Origin of the sequence: Paenibacillus sp. FSL R10-2736, assembly GCF_038000245.1 — a bacterium.
In the GTDB taxonomy this organism is placed as follows: Bacteria; Bacillota; Bacilli; order Paenibacillales; family Paenibacillaceae; genus Paenibacillus_AQ; species Paenibacillus_AQ phytohabitans.
The window spans coordinates 89,977-103,289 of sequence record NZ_JBBOBN010000001.1 but is presented as its reverse complement, the minus strand read 5'-3'; the positions used below and the strand labels follow the sequence as shown (position 1 = coordinate 103,289).

General features: G+C 40.5%; 13 protein-coding genes. All 13 read right to left on the bottom strand.

Translation table 11 applies throughout. The annotated features are described in order from the left end of the window. Window positions 1–40 precede the first annotated feature (40 nt). On the bottom strand, window positions 41–1,387 hold the full coding sequence (locus NSQ73_RS00445) for a Gfo/Idh/MocA family oxidoreductase (protein WP_340985070.1): 1,347 nt from the start codon (window positions 1,385–1,387) through the stop codon (window positions 41–43). Window positions 1,388–1,399: 12 nt separating this feature from the next. After that, window positions 1,400–3,931 (bottom strand): hypothetical protein, encoded by a 2,532-nt coding sequence (locus tag NSQ73_RS00440; RefSeq protein ID WP_340985069.1) that lies wholly within the window; start codon window positions 3,929–3,931, stop codon window positions 1,400–1,402. A gap of 421 nt (window positions 3,932–4,352) precedes the next feature. Then, complete coding sequence (locus tag NSQ73_RS00435; protein ID WP_340985068.1) at window positions 4,353–4,667, bottom strand: transposase; 315 nt, start codon at window positions 4,665–4,667, stop codon at window positions 4,353–4,355. Between the two features lie 15 nt (window positions 4,668–4,682). Further along, entirely contained in the window at window positions 4,683–5,378 is a 696-nt protein-coding gene (locus tag NSQ73_RS00430; RefSeq protein WP_340985067.1) for a transposase, read from the bottom strand. Window positions 5,379–5,943: 565 nt separating this feature from the next. Beyond that, window positions 5,944–7,911 carry a tetratricopeptide repeat-containing glycosyltransferase family 2 protein gene (locus NSQ73_RS00425; RefSeq protein ID WP_340985066.1) on the bottom strand — a complete coding sequence of 656 codons (1,968 nt, stop codon included), beginning with the start codon at window positions 7,909–7,911 and terminating at the stop codon, window positions 5,944–5,946. 22 nt (window positions 7,912–7,933) lie between these two features. Further along, entirely contained in the window at window positions 7,934–8,272 is a 339-nt protein-coding gene (locus NSQ73_RS00420) for a hypothetical protein (RefSeq protein WP_340985065.1), read from the bottom strand. Continuing rightward, window positions 8,269–8,658: a flagellar export chaperone FliS gene (fliS, locus tag NSQ73_RS00415; protein WP_340985064.1), complete on the bottom strand. Its 390-nt coding sequence runs from the start codon at window positions 8,656–8,658 to the stop codon at window positions 8,269–8,271. Before fliS ends, NSQ73_RS00420 begins: the two co-directional genes overlap by 4 nt. Before the next feature lie 21 nt (window positions 8,659–8,679). Then, window positions 8,680–10,128, bottom strand: coding sequence for a flagellar filament capping protein FliD (gene fliD / locus NSQ73_RS00410; protein ID WP_340985063.1), 1,449 nt, complete (start codon window positions 10,126–10,128; stop codon window positions 8,680–8,682). Between the two features lie 15 nt (window positions 10,129–10,143). Continuing rightward, window positions 10,144–10,401 (bottom strand): flagellar protein FlaG, encoded by a 258-nt coding sequence (locus tag NSQ73_RS00405; RefSeq protein ID WP_445669648.1) that lies wholly within the window; start codon window positions 10,399–10,401, stop codon window positions 10,144–10,146. 259 nt (window positions 10,402–10,660) lie between these two features. After that, entirely contained in the window at window positions 10,661–11,431 is a 771-nt protein-coding gene (locus tag NSQ73_RS00400) for a flagellin N-terminal helical domain-containing protein (protein WP_340985061.1), read from the bottom strand. 192 nt (window positions 11,432–11,623) lie between these two features. Next, window positions 11,624–11,848, bottom strand: coding sequence for a carbon storage regulator CsrA (gene csrA / locus NSQ73_RS00395; protein WP_340985060.1), 225 nt, complete (start codon window positions 11,846–11,848; stop codon window positions 11,624–11,626). After that, window positions 11,848–12,303, bottom strand: a complete 456-nt coding sequence (locus NSQ73_RS00390; protein WP_340985059.1) for a flagellar assembly protein FliW — start codon at window positions 12,301–12,303, stop codon at window positions 11,848–11,850. The genes csrA and NSQ73_RS00390 overlap by 1 nt, the downstream gene beginning before the upstream one ends. 84 nt (window positions 12,304–12,387) lie before the next feature. Further along, complete coding sequence (flgL, locus tag NSQ73_RS00385; protein WP_340985058.1) at window positions 12,388–13,296, bottom strand: flagellar hook-associated protein FlgL; 909 nt, start codon at window positions 13,294–13,296, stop codon at window positions 12,388–12,390. Window positions 13,297–13,313: the final 17 nt, after the last annotated feature.

The window sequence follows — 13,313 nt, the reverse complement described above, 5'->3', positions numbered from 1 at the left end:
CGAATTACAGAGAGTATTAAAGAGACTTATTTACGTTATCCTAAAAGTTCTCATATCTGCTGTTCTCCTGTAAGAACCTTTCCATAACCTCCGCTATCGCAATTGAATCCTTGTATGTCAATTTGAATTCACTCTCGGGATTGCCATTTATCAGAGAAAGAAAATCATTGATCTCATATCTCAACCCATCACCAAGAAACTTGTCTGAGTATTTTTCCACATCATTTGGATCTTCGTAGTGAACCTCGAAATAAGTTGTTTTCCACCACGGTGAGTCTACTTTGATATACCCTTTAGTACCAGATATGATAAGATGACCCTCAGATTTGACTCCAAGACCGCAAGTAGCAGTCCCGATACCATTTGAATATCTAAAGTATGCCTTCGTAAAAATATCAAGACCGTTTTCATCTTTTATTGAATCAAATCGTATATCTTCGTATTCAGTTCCAAAGATCTTAATAATAGGAAGCATGGTGTAGCTCCCAAGCTCAGTTAAGCTGCCTCCGAATTTCAAATCAGTCAGCTCACGGCTTGCAGGATCTTCAAGCTTCGTAAAGCAAGCCTCAACATTACGTATGCTTCCGATCATTCCGCTACATGCAATTCCCATCAGCTTGCTGAAACCCGGACAATAGGCTGTCTTAATACCTTCAAAAAGCACCAGACCATGCTCCTTTGCATATGCGAAAAGCTCTTCTGCCTGTGTTTTTTCCAAAACCATAGGTTTTTCACAGAGAACATGCTTTCCTTGCTCAAGCGACATTTTGATGTATTGGTAATGCGTTTCGTGCGGCGACGCAATGTAAACCGCGTCGACCGCAGCAAAGAAATCTTCAATTTCGGTATAGGGATTAACCTCCCATTTCTCAGCAAACCTTATAACGCTTTCTGCATTTGGATTATAAATGCCCTGGGTATTAATACCGCTAACAAGTTTCACTTCCGGTATAAACCTCTCCGCAATACGCCCTGTTCCGATAACTCCAATTCTCTGGATATGCTTATTTTGCGTGCGAAGCATTGTGCTGGAAATATCCTTAGTTCTTTCAAGGTATACAACCTTGCAATAATCGTTCAAATAATCAAAATGTCCGATCCAGTCTGAACCCACCGTAAAAATATCAATTTGATATTTTTTAATATCCCGGAATTTCTGTCCCTGGGACTCTTCAATAATAATTTCATCGGCAAAGCCCGTTTTCCGAACATTTTCAACTCGAGTTATCAATGAATCTATTACATTAAGCTTCCCTCTAGTCTGGTCATATCCCTCGGTGGTTACTCCAACAACAAGATAATCGCCAAGTTCTTTGGCTCTTTGAAGCAGTCTGTAATGGCCTTCATGGAACAAATCGAATGTACCGTATGTTATTACCTTAGTCATACAGATAGCCCCCTAATTTCCATTCAGATAGTTCTTTATAAACTTATGGACCTTTTCACCGCATGTCCCATCATTATTAGCAGCAATTTCTCCATAAGCCGTAATCTGATTCTCCTTATTAAAGGCATTTCCCGTGATATTTTCCTCAAGGAAATCAGAAAGAGTATTAAACGCACTTTCTTCGCAGCAATACTGCAACCATTCGGAATTCTTTTTAAACCCAGGCTCGTTCGCCTTCAGCTCACTGATATTAAATTCAATATTGAGTTCTTCATAATTACTGTTTTCCAAATCAATATTGTATAGTTTTCGGTCGTAAAGTGAAAATAAATTATAGAAATTCTTAGCTTCATCTGTCGGATACCGGAACCAGCTTCTGCACCATGAAGAATAATATCCGTTCTTTATATTGTCCGGCGTATCAAATGGAGGGTGCCATTCAATAGATTCACCTGTAACTCTATTAAGTTTAATGTACATATTCGACCAATATGGAGCTAAATACACATAGTCTCCACAGAATGCAGGATGGCTAAAAGGCCGTTCCACACACTCAAATCCAAAATTACCATGTCTGCATTTCATATTCTCAGGAAAATCCGAATATTCGCGAACTTCACCGCTTTCAGGATTCCAGCATGTAACAGTAGTTCCCGAAAAAGGCATAAACCACAAATTACTCCCGTCAGAAACCAAATACATACAGCCGCAGGCATTATTTGCGTCTGTAGTTAGAACCTGTTGTTTCCCACTTTCGGCTTCAATTGCTAAGACACGATTGTCTACAGGAGAGGCAATAAACAAATATCCGTTCTGAACACAAACTCCGCCTACCAAACGCTCGCCATTTCCTTTGCCGCTAATAACATCGAGATTAGCATCGAAGTATCGGATTTCTCCATTTGCAGTATTGTACCTTACAATAGCAGGATAATGAAGTGGTATTAGGAAAATATAGTTCCCACAGCTTACTGCTCCTACAAATGAGCCAGGACGATCAATGTATTTTTTTAACTTAATACGTTTGCTGATTTTATTATTATTAAAAACGATTATATCTTGTGCATTCCTTGGACAAACGTATGTTTCATTTCCAAAAGTCAATATATATGCATAATAATCACCATAAGCATAATCGGACAAATCGCACAGATACTGGTATTTATAATTGTTATCCGGAGAATAGTATAGTTTATTCCCGCGTGTAATCAACCATTTATCATCAGAGTACATATTGAATCCTCTGATAATCATTTCACCGCGCCAGTCCTCTTCAGAAGGTTCTGTGTTAATGTTATTATCTAAGATAAATATCGGCTTTCCTGCAATACCGAAAAGGGAAACAACCGAAGTACCCGAATCACCAATGTAAGCGTCACAAAGCGCGATGGTATTTGTAATATCTGGTGTATCATCGTAAATCCCGATCTCATTTCCAATGAAAAATCTTTTCAATTTAGAATAAATTTGTTTATATTCCGGCCTCATAGATTTAAGTGTTGATTCTAGCAATGGGTGGGGTCTCCACAACAGGCACACATCGTCATGAGCCGCAAATACTCTAAATACATATTGCATTTTTTTCAAAAAAACTTCAGTATTACTCAACATACCGTTAATACTTGTGTTGTAAAAATAAACCTTTTTACCTTCCATTTTTGCTTTCCAGGCAGCAGGCGGCTCAGGCGGATTATTGCATATTCTTATAACCCGATCAAACTTTGGCGAACCCATTGGAAGCAATTTTTTCGAAAAAGTAGAATCATAAAACCCACGATATTTCTCTGCTTGTGTAACTATATAATCTGCATGATAATAAGCAGAACAATTCTTTTGTCCCTCACTCATACCACCCGAAGTAGAATAATAAGGAATATAAACTAGTGTATCTGTAAACTTCTTTAATTCATCGGAATAAAACCGTGGATCAACTGAAGTAACTGCGTTATAGATGTCATACGGATTATGAATATAAATAACATCCGGTCTGCGAATACTTATGTCGTAGGATTCATAATGAGTAACCGGAACATAATCAGGCATATCTTCGCCCTCATAATGAAATTCACCGAATGAACCATCAGGTTTTCGGTCGTAGTATGGTATAGGTACAACATAAGCATCGCATTGTGCATCTTCGTTGGCTGCCATCCATACGCTTTCAAGCGAGTCCCACATTGACGCTTTATAAGGGAAAAAGACAATCTCAATCTTGTTTGGCTTGAGCTCATTTTTAATGCTGCTTTCAATCATCTTAAGTTCTTTTTTTAGTTGCTTAATGAAGCCAATATTAATGGATTCGATGTCCATAGCAATATTATAAAGGCTTGTATGGTATTCTGTTAACAATTCAACCGTTCGTGTACCTTCACCTTCAAAGCTCTCTATAAACTCACCTATATGTACCGCCGCATCCTGGCAATCACTCAATAGGTTAATTACTGTCGGAATATTTTTCCTGGAGAATTGCCGACCGATTTCGTCAGTCGCTTCATACAGTGTTATAACTAATTTCTGAATTTGTTCTTGTTGATGCTTTCTCATCAAGCTCCCGCCCCTGTATGAATGTTATATTTCTACGCCTGCCCTTTAACTCTTCGAACAGGTGAATAAATCATACTTAAATACTTGAACAATCTTCAGCTTTTAGGATCCTGATATACTAAACATGCCCCACCCCAGTGCTTTTAGTACATTTAATAGTAATTACTGCTCTCACTTATATTATCGGTCTTTTTCTGAGGAACGTTAAGTTTATTAACTTTATCTTTTTTACTTGAGTCTTGCGAAATCGACCTGAATGTCTTGAAAAAGACAGAGCTGTAGTGTGTTAGGCTATGAGACGCTTTAGGCAGATAACCGAAACAACTTGAGAATGTCGAAAAGAGGCTTCTTTTCCAGGGCTTGTTGATACACATAGACGATCATTTGCCCGAAATGCTCTTCTCGAATGCGGCGCTCCACATCACCCAGCGTGAGGTTTGGCGTCTGCTTTCATCCACTCTTGCCGCTGACACTCCAGGAAGTTCTGCGTCAAGAACTGGATCGCCCAAAAGCGCTCAATGCCATGAAACGAAAGCAATTGATATTGGTCAAAGCCAAGCAGTTCCTTGAAGTCTCGATATCCCGTCTCGATATTCCAGCGCACGTGATAATACCTTTGGATCGTAACGAGATCTAGAGACAGATCCGTGCACAGGAGACAAACCTGTGGTTTGCTCGAAGCCGTGTATTCGTCCTTCCAGGACAGCAATAGTTTGACGTTTTCGATGTCGCTCACGGGTCCCTCGTATGGCTAAACCCAGTACTTTCCTTGATCCTCGACGGTAACGGAGTGGAGGTCAGACTTGCGAATGTACTGTTGAGCAAAATCATCCAAAGGGAGCCTAATCCCTGTCGGACGAATCCGGCGATTGGTTTTGACGGCGGCAATGACATGAAATCCTTTGCGGTTACACGCGTTAATCACCTTTTCGCTGGTGTACCAGCTATCCATGAGGACGTAGACCCGTTCATCTGTGGGAATGGGAAACGCCTCGACCATCTCTAACGCCAAATCATTTTTGCTCTTAAAAGGCAGACGCTGAGCCTGGCAATACTTTTCGGAATAGTAGGGCCGATAATCCCAGGCATATGACCCCTCTGCAGCAACCACCTGGGTAGTGACCAAGCAATGGCACCACACCGTTTTTCCGGCTTCGTGAGCGTACTGAAAGCTGAGCCCCTCCATTTTGCGAGTCGACTTGTCTTTCTTACAACACGTGTCGTCCACGATGAGGAACACGGGAGCACGCTTATCGCCAGCTTTGGCCGAAATTCGTTTTATGACCCTTTCCATGCGCCGACGCTGCATGCGGTTCACACACCACGGCGAATGATTCAGGAAATTCGTCGTGCTGCTTAAGTGACGATTGCCCTTGGCCGCATGCTGAATTTGAGTGATATTCTTTCGCCCGGCGCAGAGAATAATGCCTTGAACGAGCGTAAACAAATGGCTGAGCTGCGGCTTCGACATGTGCAAGTGGAGGGACAAAATAAACTTGACGATGGGCGTTGATTAGTTTATGTTGAAAAAAAAGGGTTGGATCAACGTGTGTATCAAATAGTGAAATCGCTAGCCATTTCCAAGTGAGCGATTTCTTTTTAGATTCTATATACTATAGGACCAACTTGGCTTACCCAATGGAACTCAAAGAAAGAACGCTGTACGGAGACCACCGGAAACCGGAAAAACCTGAGAAACAAGGAAGGGTACCTTTTAGCTCTACGCCAAATAACGGAGCTGGAAGGTGTATTTGGACAACTGAAGAACAACCGGGGGTTCCGCGATTCCTGCTTCGCGATATCGATAAAGTGACTCTCAAAGTCGGTCGACTTTTGCTCATCCATAATTTATTGAAGCAAGCTAAAATTAAGCAACAAAAAAAATAGCGATTCTCCAATACGGGAGAATCGCTGCTTTTTTAATGTTTGAAAGCTTTTGAGAAGATCGAAAATCTGACTCGTCAGTAGAATATCTACTTTGGGGACGGTCCCTTCTAATTCTTATAAAAAACTCATAGTTTGATTTCATCTTCTATAAAAGTACGTACAAACGAAATATCAGCAAATTCAGGGCATTCCGCTATAAATTTATTTACAAAGTAACCCTTTTGCTCCTTGGGCGCGCTCTGAATTAGAGCATAGTAAAGGTGTTTAGCCTTGGGATTCAAAATTATCGCTTCACTTAGAAACTCCACTGCATCAGAATGATAACCATGATTAGCATGGTACAACCCAAGATTGACAAGACTAACAATATCTAATTTATGTTCCGACAACAATAACGAGTAATAATTCATAGCCATTTCGGTCATATTCAAGCTATAGAAGTAGTTAGCCAATTCATTAATTAATCCAGTAGATCTGACCGTTTGTATAAACCGGTCAAACAATTCGTACTCTTTGATTAGAAACAGTTGTTTAGCCACTAAAAACAATGAATTGCAATGCGTCTTCAGGCTTTGCTCATCCAAATCTGATTTTCCTGTTAACATCTGAAGCACAAGTTCATTCAGCTTTGGAATACTTTCATTTCTGAAGTTTATAGTCATCTCTTCAAGCTTTTGAGGCGTACTCCATTTAAGTGTTGCTACAACTATTTGTGTCCACATCTGTAGTTCACTTTCCTGATCCACATCCTGTTTAGGGGCAATTGTAGATATCCATAATTCTTCATTGCCTTTAAGAGTGGAGTACCTTAACTGGTCAAGGGTATTAAGATATCCTGTCTCGTTTAAATATTGTTCATAATATTGGACTAATTCCGCTTGCCCTAGCACAAGGGATACTTTAAATAACAGATTGCAATCAGCTTTATTTCTAACATCATATATCTTATCCAGAAATCCTATAACTGCAGATGGATCTTCATTCTGAGATAACCATTCTACAAGACGCAGCAGCACCTTCGGATTTCTCGTATCTTTATTCAGCAATTTGGACAACCAATAAATAGCCTGTTGATTATCATTTAGTTTAAAATAAATATCTACTAGTTGTTTGGCCGGCGTATCAAAACTATACATAGGATCCGTTAACCAAGCTTCTAGATTCTTTTGAGTTCTTTGTTCAGCAGTATCAATCGCTTTTAGATATGAAGTCGCTGCTTGGTGAAGGAACCCCATTTTCTCCAGGTGAATGCCTTTTATGGTATGATATTCAGAATACTCCTGATATTTAGATAATTTAGCTTCCGTCCATTTCCATGATTGCTCTAGGGAATTCCGTTTATAATACAACCCAATAGCTCCAAGCAAACAATGAGTGTACCATGGCTCCTCGGAACTGGCTACTTTTAACGCCCGTTCATAGCAACGCAGTGCCTCTTCATCCTCTTTGCCATAGCGATACTGGTTCGCAAGTGTAAACCAATCATATTCACTTAACTTATTGTTTTTTTTCATTTCGTTAAATATTTGCATGTTACGTTCATGCTTACTCTTGTCTGTTACACGCTCAATTTGATATCCTGTATGATAAATACTCAGTGATATTTTTTCGTAGAATAAGTTTCTTTTCGAGCCTCTAGTCAACTGCTCATGAATAGGCCGCTCAAAATAGATCCCTTTGAAATTCGGAAATAGCCGCGTTACTGGCGCTGTTGTGATCTCATCCGGATGATCCTTGTCTCCAGTAAAGTTCACTACTGTTAATGTGTAGGCAATCTGAGCCTTTGGCTCTTGCTTTACAAACTGCCCCCACTTTTCTCGATCATCGATTCCCAAGTATTCATCAGCATCCAGTACCAATATCCATTTCCCCGTTGCATGACGAAGAGACTCGTTTCTGGCAGCAGCAAAATCATTGATCCAAGTGTACTCATAAATCTTCGCGTTATAATCTGCAGCAATCTGTTTGGTCCGATCTGTGGAACCGGTATCGACGATAATAATCTCATCAGCGATGCCACTCACACTGTTGAGACATCTTGACAGTAGGGCTTCTTCATCTTTTACTATCATACAAACACTAAGTTGCTTCATTGAGATTTATCAGCCCTTTAACTTAATTCTTCCGATCTATAAACATGCTGTCCGCTGAAAAGCTCGAACTATACGCATTTTTTTGTATTTTTATTGTACCTTGCCTAGCTAACCAATTACTGGCATCCTGCTTAAGAAAGTCCATCTTTGATAAAATAACCTCGTCAAAACAACTTAACTTTATTAAACGCTGCTTAAACTCAATTGTAAGTGAGTCTTTTTGCTTTTCAATTAAACCAACAAGCTGTTCTCTATATTCTGAGAATCCAGCTAGTTGCTCATAAGTAGTACTATCTATAGCCTCAACTATTTCTGAAGTTATCTTCTCTAATTGATCTATATATTTATTTAGTTCACTCATTTAACTTGTTCCGCAGAAGAACTTGGCGATTTGCTAGCTGTATCCCAAGCATCACGCAGCTCTATTAAGTAATCTAAGACTTCAATAGCTGGCTTTTTATCTTTTTTTAAATTAGATTGAATCAACTGGTGAATCATGTATTCATAGACCTGGTAGAGTGTTTTGGCAACAGGGTAATCGTGATTGAGCGCTGCAATCAGCTCATTGATGACTGCTTGTGCCTTACATAAATAGTTGTTTGCTTTTTCATAATTTTTCTCATCGATTCCGGAAGTACCCATTCGTACGAAACGGATAGCACCATCATACAGCATCAGCAGAAGTTGAGCGGGAGGCGCTGTCTGTAATTGGGTCTGTTGATATTTCTGATAGGGTGAAGTAATCAAAAGAAATCCCTCCTAATTTAATTAAGATAGCATACTCGATAAGCTGGAGGAGGTACTGTTATACTTATTTATGGCTGTCTCCATTGCCGTAAATTGCTTATAATATTGATTTTCTTTCATAGTCAGCCTTGTATTCATATCTGCAATTTTTCTTTCAAAAGCTCTCAACTGTTCCCCCATTTGACTGGAAACAATAAATTCAGTTGTAAGATCGCTGCTTACTTTCGACGTCCCCGCTTTTTCAAACATTGAGGAAAGCGAAAGGTTGTTAACTTTTTTCAGCCGATTAAATAAACCGTCTTTCTCAGTATAATCCTTCTTGGTTGAGGTGTCTGTCTGTGCGAATAAAGCACTCACCTTTTCGGGATTGGCTTGAAGAGCTGCTCGTAGCTTAGTTTCATCCAGAACCAGTTTTCCTTTTTCGTTATAGCTACCAGTAGTAATACCGATTTGAGTCATATTGATTGTGGATCCGTCAGGAAGCACGACATCCGTTATCATCGCGGCCCGCATATCTGTTAATGTCTTATTTAAAATTGTATCATTCTTGAGCATCCCACTTTTGGCTTTGCTCTCCCAAAGTGTAATTTCATCCTCTTTCATATCTGCTTTTTGCTCTGTACTCAGGGGCAAGAAGGTCCTGTACCGTTCTTCGGATGTCTTCTGATTGAGCGCAGCTATAGTCGCATTATACGTTTCCACGAAAGATTTGATGGTCTCAACCATCTTATCCTCGTCTTGAGACACTTGGATCTGAGACGTCTCCCCGGCAGGTGTAGTACCTTTTAGAGAAATGTTCACGCCATTAATAGCGAAATTGTTAGAGGACTGATTGGTTGTCAAGCCGTTAATCACAACAACAGCATCTTTGCCCTTGTTGACTGTAGTCATTCCAAGACTTGTCAGCAATCCACCGGATAATGTTATATCCTTCTCTCCAGTTTCTCTATTTGTAAAAGACATTTTTCCAGAAGCCGTATCGTATACCGCAGTAACACCTGAGCTTTTATCATTATTAATTTTTTTGACAAGCGAATCAATTGTCTCATCCGCTGAAAAATTAATAGTTGCGCCTCCTACAGTGATACTGCCCGCTCCCCCAGAATAGACTTGAGAAACCAGCGTCGCCTTGGGAACTCCGCCTGTGGAGACAACAGAAGAAGCGGTGGCCAAACTGGTAACACTTATATTTAGTACTGAATTGGTGGCCGCCCCAGTAGCTGTAGCAGTCACGTTTGAAGCTCCTGTAACCGTAGCCTTTTTGGAGTCAATAGAATCTGTTCTACCATAGGTAGAAAGCTTATCATTAAAGCTGACCAAGTTTGTGCTTATTGTGCGGTATCCTTCTCTTTTCCATTCCAACTGTTGCTTTTGCTGATTCAGCTTGTCCAATGGTACCTTGGCCGCTGTCATTAATTGTTTTACCATTGAATCAATATCCATACCTGACGCCAATCCGCCAATTCTCATAATAGCCTCCTCAATTCATGCCTTTTCATCCACTATAAGTCCACTTAATTCCATCATATTCGCTGCCACATCAAGTAATTTTTCTGGCGGGATTTCTCTTATTAAATCACCTGATTGTTTGTCAAATATCTTGACCATTATTGCATGAGTTTTTTCATGAACAGAGATTTCAAATGATTTCTCAGGCCCTTGTACAGCCCGTATCGCCTTTTCTAATTGCTGAATAAGTTGTTCCCTCTCCACAGGTAAACCAGCAGATTCAATAGTAGCCATAACGGGTTTCAAAGCACTCTCTTTTTCACTGCCACTTTTTGTTGAAGGTATTGGGCCCAGTGCAGCATTATTAATATTATTCAGCGCAATTTTGTTGCTCAAAATTTTACCTCCCCACATATATTGAGCATTCCTCTGTTTATTCAAGTTTGTTATTCTATATATCGGATAATTTGCAGGGAATATGTAGATAAAGCGATGAAGAAAAAAGAAAAAGAGGCCTTGAAATTCAAGGCCTCTTTGCAAAAAACGATGAAGATTAACGAAGTACGGACAGGATACCTTGTGGTGCAGAGTTTGCTTGAGCAAGCATTGACTGGGAAGCCTGCAGCAAGATGTTGTTCTTCGAGAGAGCAACCATTTCCTTAGCCATGTCTGTATCACGGATACGGGATTCTGCAGCAGACAAGTTCTCAACTGTAGTTCCGATGTTATTGGAAGTATACTCGAGACGGTTTTGCACAGCCCCTAGCTTAGCGCGTTCAGAGGAAACTGCTTCTATTGCTTTTTCTACGTCAGCAAGCGATGTTGTTGAACTTAGGCTTGTGAAAGAGGTAGTTGTAATTGCTCCAATGCTAATTGTGCTAGTAGCTTTGTCATTAACAGTAATATCAGCACCCACTGTAATACTAGTACCGTTAAAAGTAGTTTTGGTCATAATTTCATCGATTTGGTCACCTAGTTGAGTCAACTCTTGATCGATGTTAGCTTTGTCACTTGTGCTGTAAGTTCCACTTGCTTTTTGAACATTCAGTTCTTTCATACGGGTCAGCATGGAAGATACTTCGTTCATTGCACCTTCAGCTGTCTGTACGAACGAGATCCCGTCTTGAGCATTACGTTGAGCTTGCTCCAGACCACGGATTTGACCACGCATGGATTCGGAGATGGACAAGCCAGCTGCATCGTCAGCGGCACGGTTGATGCGCAGACCGGAAGACAATTTCTCCATGTTTTTGCTTGTTGCTGCAGTGTTCAGCCCCATGTTACGGTGTGTGTTTAAAGCCGGAATATTGTGGTTGATAATCATTTGATATTTCCTCCCTGAAATTGTATTGTTCCCACATCCATGTGGTATCAGCGTCTTCACAGGTCGGCCGCCCTGAAGAATTACCGCTCTAAAGTATATATCGACCTTACGGAATAGAATGTGTAGAGCAATTTCATAATTATTCTATATTTATTTTGACTTCTAAAACCTTTCTTCAAAATATATATAGGACTATTTATCTAAATCAAGCATCACATTTTTGATGGCTTCTATATGCATTGCCGCACTTTGATTATTTTGTTGAATAGCATCAAATATCTCTTTCCGATAAATATCAATTTCTTTGGGAGCGGATATTCCAATTTTCAGCACGTCCCCTTCAACCGAAAGCACTGTAAGCACAATGTTATTCTGAATAACAATTGACTCACCTTTTTTACGAGTCAGCACCAACATTAGGAATCACCGCCTTCACCGGTTCTTATTCTCTCATTTTCTGTCCATAATAAATGTTTGGTACTGTACGATGTGTTTTGCAGCACTATCTGTTTCCCTTTCAGATTTTTGATATTGAAAACAAGTGGTGCTAACAAGTTCACTGTGCTTTTATCCCTGTCACTGTGCCAAGTCACAATACATCTCACTGCAACCTGCTCACGGTCACTAACTTCTATATCCTGAATCGCTTCATCAGGAAGTACGAATTCGTAATTAGCATGAAAATCAAAAGGATTAACAGTAATAAATGTGACCTCCGGCTGGTCAACCGCACTCAGTAAACTGAAAACTTCATTATACTCTTTCAGAGTAAATTGTCTCAATTGATCAAAACCTGGCATCCCCTTGGGAAACGTATATATCGGCGTCGTTGTTTGAATGAATTCTTCCTGTTGTACATGATCCGGTGTCATTTTATCATCCTCCTAGTAATACTAACAAAAGAAGCTATGGACTTCTTGTCCATAGCTTCTCATTTCGGTTTCAAAGAATCAAGTCTACCTCATAAAATCCATTAATGAAGGCTGTAATATTGAAGCTGAAGATTTCAAGGCAGCCTCATAGATAGTCTGGGCCGTGGTGGACTTGATCATGACCTCAGCAATATCAGCGTCTTCAATCTTGGATTGCAGCGTAGTCAAATTTAAATTCCGGTCATCCAAACGGGCCTGAACCAGTTCAACACGGTTAGTCCGTGCACCTACTTCAGACAATGCAGCCTGCATTTTAGTGGATCTCGATTCTATTTTTGCAGATTGAGCTCCGATGCCTGCATAGTCTCCGCTTCCTAATGCCGCTATCAGGTCATCCATCACCTTGTATACATTATCCGTATCGGTTGAAGCACCAAAAAAATCACTCCCGGAGGTATTCACTTGAAAGGTCGACTGATCCCCAATCGCATACTTGACTGCTTCTGTATCAGTATCAATCTGGGCAAAATTAGTTACAGTAGACGACAACTCATACGGAGGCTGGTCATAGTTTTGTCCATTGAAAATATATTTGCCGCGAATTTGAGCATTCCCTATGTTGCCTAATTGCCCTTTGAGCTGTTCCACTTCCAGTTTGATGGCATCCAGACCAGACTGGGGAACCGTCGAACTTGAAGCCTGGACAGTCAGTTCTTTCAGGCGTTGCATCACATCTGTTGCTTGCTGCATCGTTGAATCGGTAAAGTCCAGCCAGCTTACGGCAGCATCAGCATTCGTCTGGAATTGCTCATTGGAAGCCAGCTCCGCCCTGTAGCGGAGTGCATAAGTCACCCCAACCGGATCATCGGAGGGTTTATTAATTTTGAGGCCGGTAGAGGCCTGATTAGCCAAATCACTTCTGGTGCTGTTATTTCTGTTCAGATTGCTGAGCGTCTGCATGCTCATCATTCCTTGAGTTACACGAATAGACATTGATGTACCTCCTTCCG

Bases quoted from the DNA above. Each gene is read 5' to 3' on its own strand.
- csrA (WP_340985060.1), bottom strand. From the start codon at position 11,848: ATGTTGGTGCTGACTCGTAAAAAAGGTGAGTCAATTGTTATTCAGAAT.
- flgL (WP_340985058.1), bottom strand. From the start codon at position 13,296: ATGTCTATTCGTGTAACTCAAGGAATGATGAGCATGCAGACGCTCAGC.
- NSQ73_RS00390 (WP_340985059.1), bottom strand. From the start codon at position 12,303: ATGACACCGGATCATGTACAACAGGAAGAATTCATTCAAACAACGACG.
- NSQ73_RS00405 (WP_445669648.1), bottom strand. From the start codon at position 10,401: ATGGCTACTATTGAATCTGCTGGTTTACCTGTGGAGAGGGAACAACTT.
- NSQ73_RS00445 (WP_340985070.1), bottom strand. From the start codon at position 1,387: ATGACTAAGGTAATAACATACGGTACATTCGATTTGTTCCATGAAGGC.
- fliD (WP_340985063.1), bottom strand. From the start codon at position 10,128: ATGAGAATTGGCGGATTGGCGTCAGGTATGGATATTGATTCAATGGTA.
- NSQ73_RS00400 (WP_340985061.1), bottom strand. From the start codon at position 11,431: ATGATTATCAACCACAATATTCCGGCTTTAAACACACACCGTAACATG.
- NSQ73_RS00425 (WP_340985066.1), bottom strand. From the start codon at position 7,911: ATGAAGCAACTTAGTGTTTGTATGATAGTAAAAGATGAAGAAGCCCTA.
- NSQ73_RS00420 (WP_340985065.1), bottom strand. From the start codon at position 8,272: ATGAGTGAACTAAATAAATATATAGATCAATTAGAGAAGATAACTTCA.
- NSQ73_RS00440 (WP_340985069.1), bottom strand. From the start codon at position 3,931: ATGAGAAAGCATCAACAAGAACAAATTCAGAAATTAGTTATAACACTG.